General features: G+C 61.5%; 9 protein-coding genes. 6 read left to right on the top strand and 3 right to left on the bottom strand.

Annotated features, from left to right (window positions below):
• Positions 1 to 141: 141 nt before the first annotated feature.
• The gene (ispF, locus tag NW809_RS07410; protein ID WP_011429179.1) at positions 142 to 615 is read left to right on the top strand and encodes a 2-C-methyl-D-erythritol 2,4-cyclodiphosphate synthase; all 474 of its coding nucleotides are present in this window, start codon (positions 142 to 144) and stop codon (positions 613 to 615) included.
• Between the two features lie 182 nt (positions 616 to 797).
• Positions 798 to 2,579 (top strand): ABC transporter substrate-binding protein, encoded by a 1,782-nt coding sequence (locus NW809_RS07405; protein WP_099813278.1) that lies wholly within the window; start codon positions 798 to 800, stop codon positions 2,577 to 2,579.
• A 1-nt stretch (position 2,580) separates the two neighbouring features.
• Here the strand turns inward: NW809_RS07405 and NW809_RS07400 are convergent, their stop codons facing one another.
• The 3 genes from NW809_RS07400 to NW809_RS07390 form a co-directional block, all read right to left on the bottom strand.
• Positions 2,581 to 4,746 (bottom strand): glycogen debranching N-terminal domain-containing protein, encoded by a 2,166-nt coding sequence (locus NW809_RS07400; RefSeq protein WP_414401841.1) that lies wholly within the window; start codon positions 4,744 to 4,746, stop codon positions 2,581 to 2,583.
• Positions 4,747 to 4,832: 86 nt separating this feature from the next.
• Positions 4,833 to 5,891, bottom strand: a complete 1,059-nt coding sequence (locus NW809_RS07395) for a glycosyltransferase family 4 protein (protein WP_414401840.1) — start codon at positions 5,889 to 5,891, stop codon at positions 4,833 to 4,835.
• Between the two features lie 434 nt (positions 5,892 to 6,325).
• On the bottom strand, positions 6,326 to 6,988 hold the full coding sequence (locus tag NW809_RS07390; protein ID WP_168175103.1) for a hypothetical protein: 663 nt from the start codon (positions 6,986 to 6,988) through the stop codon (positions 6,326 to 6,328).
• Between the two features lie 330 nt (positions 6,989 to 7,318).
• Here NW809_RS07390 and purF point away from each other — a divergent pair, with 330 nt between their 5' ends.
• The 4 genes from purF to NW809_RS07370 form a co-directional block, all read left to right on the top strand.
• Positions 7,319 to 8,908: an amidophosphoribosyltransferase gene (purF, locus tag NW809_RS07385; protein WP_414401839.1), complete on the top strand. Its 1,590-nt coding sequence runs from the start codon at positions 7,319 to 7,321 to the stop codon at positions 8,906 to 8,908.
• A gap of 42 nt (positions 8,909 to 8,950) precedes the next feature.
• On the top strand, positions 8,951 to 9,493 hold the full coding sequence (gene def / locus NW809_RS07380; protein WP_414401838.1) for a peptide deformylase: 543 nt from the start codon (positions 8,951 to 8,953) through the stop codon (positions 9,491 to 9,493).
• A gap of 10 nt (positions 9,494 to 9,503) precedes the next feature.
• Positions 9,504 to 9,920: a thiol-disulfide oxidoreductase DCC family protein gene (locus NW809_RS07375; protein ID WP_099812550.1), complete on the top strand. Its 417-nt coding sequence runs from the start codon at positions 9,504 to 9,506 to the stop codon at positions 9,918 to 9,920.
• 466 nt (positions 9,921 to 10,386) lie between these two features.
• A partial coding sequence (locus NW809_RS07370) for a pentapeptide repeat-containing protein (RefSeq protein WP_414401837.1) occupies positions 10,387 to 10,824 on the top strand: 438 nt, incomplete at its 3' end.

Here is a 10,824-nt window from a genome sequence, read left to right as displayed (position 1 = left end):
TTGTCCCATCTGCTACTCCCCTCTCGAGTCGGCAGAATAGAGAGAGGTCGTTCTCAAAAGCCGCTTGTCCTCTCCCCGTGAGCCAAGCTCTTGGGAGGAAGTGGCAGAGGTCTCGATGGTTTTCCCAAGGGAGCCGGAACAGTGCGCATTGGCCAGGGCTATGACATCCACCGCCTCGTCGAGGGGCGCCCCCTGATCCTAGGTGGGATCCGGATCCCTTACGAAAAAGGGCTGTTGGGCCACAGCGACGCCGACGTGCTCACCCACGCCATCATGGACGCTCTCCTGGGGGCCGCCGCCCTGCGGGACATCGGCTACTACTTTCCCCCCGAAGACGAGCGCTGGAAGGGGGCAGACAGCATTCTCCTCTTGCAGCAGGTGGTGCAACTGGTAGGCCAAGAGGGCTGGCGCATTGCCAATGTCGATAGCGTCGTGGTAGCGGAGCAGCCTAAGCTCAAGCCCCACATCCCCGCCATACAGGCCCGCCTGGCCGAGGCCATGCAACTATCGCCCAAACAAGTAGGCGTGAAGGCCACCACCAACGAAAAACTGGGCCCCGTCGGCCAGGGAGAAGCCATGGCCGCCTTTGCCGTCGTCCTGTTGCTGGAACGCTGAGCCGCCGCTTTCTGGGAAGCACCTGGTCATCGCGCTGCCCAAGCTGCCAAACTGGCAAGCAACCGCTTCAAAAGTTTGCCCCAATTGCCGTGCAACCCCCTGCTGCCTCGATTGGGAGAGGGGCTGGGGGTGAGGGGCGCTGGCGGGCCCTTTCAAACTTGCTCGGATACTCAGCCAAGGAAATGGCAGGCCAAAACACCACCTCAACAGAGCAGCTCAAGAGAAGCCTTTTTGTTCCCCTATTCCTAGGGATCCTCCTCCTCTGGCTTGGCGCCTGTGCTGCTCCCGCCCGCCCGCCCCATCTCATTGCCACCGTTACCTCGGATCCCAAAACCTTCAACACCTATCTGGCCACCGAGAGCTCCAGCCGCGACGCCATCGCCTACCTAGAGGCGGGCCTGGTCACCCTCGATGAAGATACCCTCCTGCCCAAGCCGGAGCTGGCGGAAGGCTGGGAAGTGTCTGAGGACGGCTTGCGCTATGTCTTTACTTTGCGGGAGGGGCTGCGCTGGTCGGACGGGGAGCCCCTGACGGCGGCAGATGTGGACTTTACCTTCAACCGCATCATCTTCGACGAGCGGATCCCGACCTCGGCGCGGGATGTGTTGCGCATCGGCGAGGCGGGGGCGCTGCCCCAGGTGCGGGCCTTGGACGAGCGGCGGGTTGAGTTTGTCCTGCCGGAGCCCTTCGCCCCCTTCCTGTTGCAGGCCGGATCCCCTCTCTTGCCCAAGCACATTCTGGAGCCCACCGTGGAGCAGGTGGACGGCCAGGGCAACCCCCTCTTTTTGCAGACCTGGGGAGTTGACACGCCGGTGCAGGAATTGGTGGGGGCCGGCCCCTACGTCTTGCAGGAATATACCCCCGGCCAGCGGCTGGTGTACCGCCCCAACCCCTACTACTGGAAAGGGGAAGGGATCCCGCGCATCGAGCGGGTCATCCTGCGCATCGTGGACTCGGAAGATACGGCCCTGTTGCAGTTTCGCTCCGGCGAGACCGACGTGTTTTCGGTGCGGGGCAGAGACTTTCAGCTCCTGAAGCGGGAAGAAAAGCGGGATCAGTTCACGATTTACAATCTCGGCCCCACCCTCAACAACAATTTCTTTGCCTTCAACCTCAGCCGGGCCCGCAACCCCCAAACCGGACGGCCCTTTGTGGATCCCGTCAAAAGCCGCTGGTTCAACGATTTGAACTTCCGCCGGGCGGTGGCCCACGCCCTAAACCGCCAGTTTTACGTCGAGAGCGTCCTGCAGGGGTTGGGCGAGATCCAGCACTCGGTCTTCTCCCCCGCCAGCCCCTTCTACCTCAGCCCAGCAGAGGGCCTGCCCACCTACGACTACGATCCCGAGAAGGCGCGGCAACTGCTCTTGGCTGCCGGCTATACCTACGACGCCGAAGGCCACCTGCGGGATCCCGACGGCAACCGCGTCCGCTTCAGCCTGATCACCAACGCCGGCAACAACCAGCGGGAGGCCACCGGCGCCTTGATCAAGGCCGACCTGGCGCGGATCGGCATCACCGTGGACTTCACCCCCATCGCCTTCAACACGGTGGTGCAGCGCACCGACAGCCGCGACTGGGAAACCTTGTTGCTGGGCTTTGGCGGCGGCGGCACCGAGCCCAACAACGGCTCCAACATCTGGCGCAGCGATGGCCGCCTGCACCTGTTTAACCTGGGGGATCTGCCCGGCAACCCCGCCGAAGGGGTGGAGGTGAGCGATTGGGAGCGGGAGATCGACCGCATTTTTATCGCAGGGGTGCGGGAGCTGGACTTTGAAAAGCGCAAGGCCCTCTACGACCGCTTTCAAGTGATCATCCAGGAACAACTGCCCCAGATCGGCACCTTCAATCCCCTGGTGCTCTCGGCCCTGCGCAACCGCCTGCAAGGGGTGGATCCCCGCCCCATCCTCGGCCCTCTCTGGAACCTGGATCAGCTCTCCATCCAGGACGTGCTGCAGGAGCGGTAGCCTACCTCACCGTCAGCTCCACCTCCCCCGTGCTTCTAAGGACGTTGATCCCCACCCCTCTTGCCTGGAGATACAGGCCGATGTCCAGGGATCCCCGCCCCACCTGAATGTTCTCAAGAGTTACATGAGGCAGCCATAGGGGCAGGGTGGGCTGAGTCAGGTGCACCCGCTGGGCCAGCCCGTCGATCTCCAGCCCCAGGCAGGCCTGCAGCAGCAAGAACACGCTGGCTGCCGCCCAAGACTGGGGCAGACAGGCCACGGGGTAAAGGGTGGGGCCCTCCCGCTGGCGCCGGCGAAAGCCACAGAACAGCTCCGGCAGCCGCCGCAGCTCCAGAAACTGGCTGGCATCGAACAAGGCCGTCAACACCTGGGCCGCTTCCGCCTTGTAGCCATAGCGGGAGAGCCCGGCTGCAATGAGGGCGTTGTCGTGGGGCCAGATGGAGCCGTTGTGGTAAGACATGGGGTTGTAGCGCCCTTCCCCTTCCGCCAGCGTGCGGATCCCCCAGCCGCTAAAAAAAGCCGGCTCCACAAGTTGGCGGGCAATGCGCTCGGCATGCTGCGGGTGGGCGATCCCGGAAAACAGGCAGTGGCCCATGTTGGAGCTGCGCACGCGGCAGGGCTGCTTGCGCCCGTCCAGAGCCAGGACATACCCCCCCAGCTCCTCGCACCAAAACTGCTCCCAAAACCGCTGCTGCAGCTTTTCTGCTTGCTGTCGCAGCTGGGCTGCCTGCGCCTGCCGCCCCAACAGCTCCGCCATCTCCGCCGCCAACCGCTTGGCCTCGTAGGCGTAGCCCTGCACCTCGCACAGGGCAATGGGCGGCTCCGCCAGGGATCCGTCGGCATGGAAGATGGCGTCTTCCGAATCTTTCCAGCCTTGGTTGCGCAGGCCCCGCCGCGCCTTGCCGGCATACTCCAAAAAGCCGTCGCCGTCGGGATCCCCGTAGGTGTCCATCCAGCTCAGGGCTGCCTCGATATTCGGCCACAACTGCCGCAACAGCTCGAGATCGCCGCTGCGGCGCACATAGCGCCCTGCTAGCACCACAAACAGCGGCGTTGAGTCGATGCTGCCGAAATAATTGCCAAAGGGGATCTCGCGCGTCTTGGCCATCTCGCTGTAGCGCTGCTCGTGCAAGATCTTGCCCGGCTCGGCATCGCGGCTGGGATCTACCTCCTGGGCCTGGTGGGCTGCCAGGTACAGCAGCACTCCCCGCGCCAAATCGGGAAACCACCAAAGGGTGGCCAAGGCAGTGATTAGCGCGTCGCGGCCAAAGACTGTGGCAAACCAAGGTACGCCAGCGTGGGGATAGAGCCCATAGGGAGTGCGGGCCAGCATCATCACCAGGTCGTCCCGCGAGGCGTTGAGCCACTCGTTAAACTGAGCGTTGCCAGTGTCGATGCGGTGGGCCAAAGCTCTTAGCGCCGCCCGATGCTCCCGCTCCGCCTGCAGGGCCTCCTGGTAGCTCAAGAGCGGGATCTCCTCGCCGCCATAGCTGCAGACTACCCGCACCTCCAAATCCCGCTCCTCCTGGGGCGCCAGCGGCACCCACCACTGCGCCAGCTTTTCCGAGACCACCTCCGGCGCAGGAGAAAACAAGATCCGGGTTTGCCGCTCCACCCCGTCCAGGCCGCGGTAGCGCAAAGTTACCCCTTCTGAGCTCACCTGGGGTGGCAGCACTTGTCCCCGCTGCGAGCGCCGGATGCCGCGAATCTCAAACATATCGGCAAAATCGGCCTCAAAGCGCAGGGTCAGCGGCACCCGAAACGGCTCCGAGCCGTAGTTGTGGATGCGAATCCGCTCGTAGGCCACGTTGTTCCACAAAAAAGTAGTCCGCAGAACATGCAGGGTATCTTGACCGATAAACTGCCCCTTCGAGGTGGTGAACTCGGGGTTGGTCAGATCCACCGCCAGAATATCCTTGTCTTCTCGCACCTCCGAGCTAAGCAACAAAAACTGCTTCCCCTGCAAATCCAAGACCAGCCGCGACAAAAAGCGGGTATCATCCCGAAACAGGCCGTGATCCCGGATGCCGAGGGGGCGCATGTTGCCCAGCCGGTCAAAGATGGCAAAGCAGTTGTCCTGCTTGAGGACGTGGGGACGCGCCTCCACCAGCGAAGCGCTGGCGCGGATGTAGTACTGATCCTGAATCTGAATAATGTCTTCGGCCATCTCGGTCTTCCCAATATCTGGCCCAAATAAGGCGAAAAAGCGGTTCCCAAACAGCACCAGCTTCCACTGGGCAGGGTTGGCATCTGTTAAGCCACCTTTTTCGAGATCTCCTGCCGCTCGTTCACCAGTTGCCGGTAGAGGGCCTCATATTCCGACACCATCCTCTCGACGCTAAACCGCTCCTCAAACACCTGCCGCACCCCGGCTCGGTCAAGGGATCCCACCTTTTCGATTGCCTCTACGGCCTCTTCCACCGAATCGACAATAAAGCCGGAGCGGCTGTCCGCCATCACCTCAGGCACCGAGCCAAAGCGGGTGGCGATCACCGGCGTGCCGCAGGCCATCGCTTCGATCATCACCAGCCCAAAAGGCTCCGGCCAGCGGATGGGAAACAGCACCGCATAGGCCTTGCCCAAGAACTCGCTTTTCTCCTGTTCGGTGATTTCCCCCACGATCTCCACATTGGGGTGGCGGCTGGCCAAAGGCTTAATTTCCAACTCGTAGTACTGGCGATCCACCGCGTCGATCTTGATAGCAGCCTTCAGCGGCATCCCTGCCCGCGCGGCAATTGCAATGGCCGTGTCCAGCCCTTTTTCCGGCGAAACCCGACCCAGAAAGGCCAGGTAATCCCCCTTTTCTGGATAGAAACGGTGGAGATCCAGGGGCAAACCATGGTAGACCGTCCCCACCCAGCGCGCCTGGGGCAGGGGCCGCCGCTGGGCATTGGAGATGGAGACCACCGGAATGTCCTGAAACTCAGTGTAGAGAGGCTGCAGCTCCGGGATGTCCAGTCGCCCGTGTAGGGTGGCCAAAAAAGAGACTTGAGGATGGCGGCGGGCCAGGGCGTAGGGATAGTAGTCGATGTGGCCGTGGATGATGTCGAACTCGTCGGCCATCTGAAAGGCCTTCTCCACCATCAGGATGTGGGGCGCCACCGTGTCGATGGCCGTGGGATCCAAGCGCAGAGCCCGCTCCCGAAAGGGGATCAGGCGGGCTTGGGTTTGGGAGTCGCCGCTGGCAAATAGAGTCACCTCGTGCCCGCGCCGCACCAGCTCTTCGGTTAGCCAAGAGACCACCCGCTCCGTGCCGCCGTAGAGCTTGGGGGGCACGCTCTCGTGCAACGGGGCAATCTGAGCAATGCGCATCGTTATCCTCCGAACTAAAAACTTGGCAGCCGTTCGGGGCTGTTGGCTGCGCCGAGCTGAAAGGCGCTTTCCGGGCGCTGATCCCGGCAGCACAGTTGTTTGACAGTCGGTCGCAGATTTTCTTGCTGCTAACAACCCCTTGGCTAAAGCAGGATAAAAACAGGATCCAGTCAGAGCCAGGTTTAGCCTCTATGCTAGCCGGCTGAGCCTGCTACAGGGGCTGGCAAGAAAACACCCCAATTCCCGAATCTGGCCGAACTTTTCCGGGATCCCTGGAGGGAGAAACGTCGGCGGCGCCTCTTGCAAACCCTAGCTTACCCCCGTGCCGGAGCCCAGCAGCCTCCTCAACTTGCAGACCTTGAACACCTGCTGCCCGGCAAGCATTTCAAAAACAACCTCGGCTCCCCAGACAGCCAAGGAACTGTCTCCGCTGGTTAGGTGGGCCTAGGCGTTGGGGTGGGCGAAGGGCTGGGACGAGGGGAAGGGCTGGGCGAAGGCGACACAGAGGGAAAAGGATTGGGCGTGCCGGTCGGGGTTGGTGTTGGGGTGGGTGAAGGCGGCGGCAGTACCCGCAAAGGGGCTTTGGCCGAGGCAATGCGGCCTTGAGTGTCTGCTACCATGGCCGTAACCTCGTAATCTCCAGGAGGGACAGAGGCCGGAATGGTGATGGGAAGGGTGCCGATGCAGGTTCTGCTGTTGACCTGACAGCCGGCGGCAGCGGCAGTGAAATCAAACGTGAGGGTGAGAGGGTTTTGTCGGATTTCCACCCGGAAGCTGATGCCGCTGCCCAAACCCGCAGGAGTTGTTACAGCCACCAAGACATTGAAGGGAACCGTCTGTCGCGCGTCCGTCAGTGCCACCACGGCAATCGAAGGTGGCTCCGCCGAGAAGGAAGCGGTGGGGGAAGGGCTGGGGAACGGATTCAAGAGTGGGGTGGGGGTCGGGGTGAGCAGAGGCGTCGGGACGGGAGTAGGCGTCGGACTGGGGACGAGAAAAGGCGTGGGCGTCGGTGCCACAACCGTTACTGGCACAGGCGTAATGGTGACCGAGGGCTGTTCGCGGGCATCTTCTTGGCAGGCCACCAGTGACAACGACACAAAAGCGGCTACACTCGCTCTCATTGCGGAGAACATCCAGCTCTGGCGAAACCTAGGGGGCTGCTGTTTCATGGGCTTTGGCTCCTCATAACACAAGCTTTGGGGTTTTGTTGGGAGAACTGAGTCTCGGCAGCGTTCAACTCAAAACCCACACAGCCCTGCTCCCTCAACTGCGAAAGCAGAGTCTCGCGGGTGCTCCTAACACTATAGATAGAGCCTCAATTTTTTGTAAACACTACGGGTGACATCTACCGCATGGGATCCGCCTCGGCGGTGAGATCTCAAGGGCGCTCAGGTTAGACTGGTAAGTGCCACAGCAAGAGGGGATCCATGGCAGCGAAGGCGGGAGCAGAACCATCTTCAGCGCAAGCAGGGCTGCAAGAGCGACCTGCTGAATTCTGGAACAGCCAGGAAGGGCCCAAAGAGGCCTGCGGGGTGTTTGGCATTCTGGCTCCCGGCGAGGAGGTGGCCAAGCTGACCTATTTTGGGCTGTTTGCCCTGCAGCATCGAGGCCAGGAATCGGCGGGCATCGCCACCTTTGAGGGGGCCTTTTGCCGAGTGCACAAGGCGATGGGGTTGGTTTCCCAAGTTTTTGACCCGGTAAATCTGGGCCAACTGAGCGGCGACTTGGCGGTGGGCCACACCCGCTACTCCACCACCGGCTCCAGCCGCGCCGCCAACGCTCAGCCGATCATTGTGGAAACCCGCCTGGGGCCGCTGGCTTTGGCCCACAATGGCAATTTGGTCAACGCCGAAGAGCTGCGGCAAGAGCTGGAAGCTGCCGACCGCCACCTCACCGGCAGCACCGACTCGGAGTGTATTGCCCACGCCATTGCCCAGGCGGTCAATCAGGGCCAAGGCTGGGTGGAAGCCACCTGTCAGGCTCTGCGCCGCTGCCGCGGGGCCTTTAGCCTGGTCATCGGCACGCCAGAAGGGCTGATCGGGGCACGGGATCCCTATGGGGTGCGCCCTCTCGTGTTGGGGCTTTTGAGCAGCAACCCCGCTAAGCAGGAGCTGCTGCAGCCGCAGATGCTGGGGATCCTCTGCAGCGACGGCAAGCCCAACCACCCCGAAGCCCAGCCGCTGCACTACGTGTTGGCTTCGGAAACCTGTGCGTTGGATATCATCGGGGCGGAGTATCTGCGCCAGGTGGAGCCGGGAGAGCTGGTGTGGATCAGCCGGCAAGGGTTGCAATCGGTGCGCTGGGCCGAGGCCACCCCCAAGCTCTGCATCTTCGAGATGATCTACTTTGCCCGCCCCGACAGTTGCATGCACGGGGAGAGCCTCTACTCCTACCGGGTGCGGCTGGGGGAACAACTGGCCAAGGAAGCGCCGGCAGAGGCCGACTGGGTGATCTCGGTGCCCGATTCTGGCACGCCGGCAGCCATCGGCTATGCCCGCCAGGCAGGGATCCCCTACACGGAGGGGCTGATCAAAAACCGCTATGTGGGCCGCACCTTCATTCAGCCTACCCAGTCGATGCGGGAGCGGGGCATTCGCATGAAGCTCAACCCCCTGGAAGACGTGCTGCGGGGGCAGCGGATTGTGATCGTGGACGACTCGATTGTGCGGGGCACCACCAGCCAAAAGATCGTCAAGGCCCTGCGCCAGGCGGGGGCCACCCAAGTCCACATGCGCATCTCCAGCCCTCCGGTTACCCATCCCTGCTTCTACGGCATCGACACCGACAGCCAAGATCAGCTTATTGCCGCCAAGTACTCGGTGGCAGAAATTGCCGAGAAAATCGGGGTAGACTCTTTGGCCTACTTGAGCTGGGAAGGCATGCTGGCCGCTACGGGCCGGGATCCCAATTCCTTCTGCTCCGCTTGCTTTACCGGCCACTACCCCATCCCCATCCCGGAGGGGCTGAAGCGCTTCAAGCTGGCTTTGGAAACGGCAGCCAGCCGCAAAGACCGCTAGGAGCCTGGGGGGAGAGGAGGGTTCGCCGCAGTTTGCATTTGAATGCCTGCAATCGCCATGACTTTATGCCTGCGCCAGCTAGGGGATCCCATCCTGACTCAAGTGGCTGAGCCGGTCGCCGAGTTTGGGACGCCGGCTTTGCAAAACCTAATTGAAGAGATGCTCGCCACTTTGAAAGAGGCCCAAGGGGTGGGCTTGGCGGCCCCTCAGGTGGGATTCCCCCTCCAGGTCATCATCGTAGCCTCCCGTCCCAACCCTCGCTATCCTGATGCACCCCAGATGGAGCCGCTGGTCATGGTTAACCCCCGCCCCCTAGCTTGCAGCGAGGAGCAGGTGCTGGGGTGGGAAGGGTGCTTGAGCGTGCCCAACTGCCGCGGCCTGGTGGCCCGTTCCCGCGAGGTGGAGGTGGAGTACCACACCCCTGAGGGATCCCGGCAGCGGGTGGTCTGGCGGGATTTTCCGGCGCGCATCTTCCAGCACGAATACGATCACCTCAGGGGCCGATTGTTCCTAGATCGGCAGCCGCAGCAACTGCTCTCTGAGGCCGACTACCAAGCCCAGATTTTGGCCCAGCCCCCTGCCTGAGGATCCCAACATGCCCTACCTGGTCATCTACGACGGCCTGTGCAACCTCTGCGCCAGTGGAGTCCAGCTCTTGGAGCGCCTGGATCGCGGCCAGCAGTTTCGCTACGCCCCCATGCAGGATGGAGCTACCCTGGCCCAGTGGGGGATCCCGCCAGAGCAGATGGAATTGGGGATGATCCTGATCGACCTGGAGCAGCCGCAGCGCCGCTGGCAGGGCTCCGCCGCCGTCGAACAAATTGCCGCCCTCTTGCCCAGCGGATCCCTGTGGCTGGCCCTCTACCACAACCTTCCCGGCCTCAAGCTTTTGGGAGACTGGAGCTATGCCCAGATCCGGGATCACCGCTACGAGTGGTTTGGCCGCCGTGACACCCTTTATCTACCGGCTGTCTGTGAGCGCTGCCGGGATCCCTTGGCAGAAAAGGACTGAAGCTCTTTTTCTGTAAACTGCAATACTTATCTGCCTGGCCCAAGGGATCCCTTTGCCAAGTTTGAATTCCTATCCTCAAAGCTGGCACGTTTGAAAGGTTGAAGTTGAACATATTAGCATATCGAAATATTAGTATATCGAAGAATACCTTCCCGGTGAGAACTCCCCAAGTCTGACCTTGTCTTTATCCAGGGCCAAAGTAAAAATAGAAACGAAGTTAGCCGACAGGGAGTGGGCTGTGGCTACAACTGGATATGGAAAGACTAAAGCTGAAGGAGTTGCCGGCAGTTCAGGAGCCGTTCAGCTAGTCCTTAGGAGTGGCCATCCTTATGGGGGAAACGGGACTGTTGGAAGCTTTGGTGAAAAAAGCAGAAAGATTCTTCTACAGACAACGCAGCAGCATCTGGATTGGCAGGTGCAGTTTGCAGTTTGGAAGACCTTACTAAGCTCTGGCATACCTCAACTGGTGCAAGTAGCAAAAACCTATCAAGTTCCCCTGCGTCCGGTTGGAGACATCCGAGAACGATATAGAGCCGGCGAGCGGGACTTTCGCTGGGCAGATCTGAGGAGGGCCAACCTCAGCGGGCTAAACCTAAGGGGGGTGGACTTAAGCGGGGCCAGCTTGAGTCGAGCGAGACTGGGCCAGGTCAATCTAAGCCACGCCAGCCTGGTTGGAGCCAACCTCAGTCAGGCAGACCTCAGTGGTGCAGACTTGAGGGGAGCCGACTTAAGCGGAGCCAACTTGATGGGGGCCAATCTCATTGGGGCCAACCTGCGGGGAGCCAATCTAGCAGACGCCAACTTGAAGTGGGTCGTCATTTCCCGCGAAACGCAAATTGACCGCAAGTGGCAACTGATCTGGGAAATTGTCAACGGCCACGCCCAGGGGAAAAATCTAGCTCAG

This window comes from Synechococcus sp. WC101 (assembly GCF_047461555.1).
GTDB lineage: Bacteria > Cyanobacteriota > Cyanobacteriia > Thermostichales > Thermostichaceae > Thermostichus.
The sequence above is the reverse complement of the archived record's forward strand: the minus strand, read 5'-3'. Positions and strand labels throughout refer to the sequence as shown.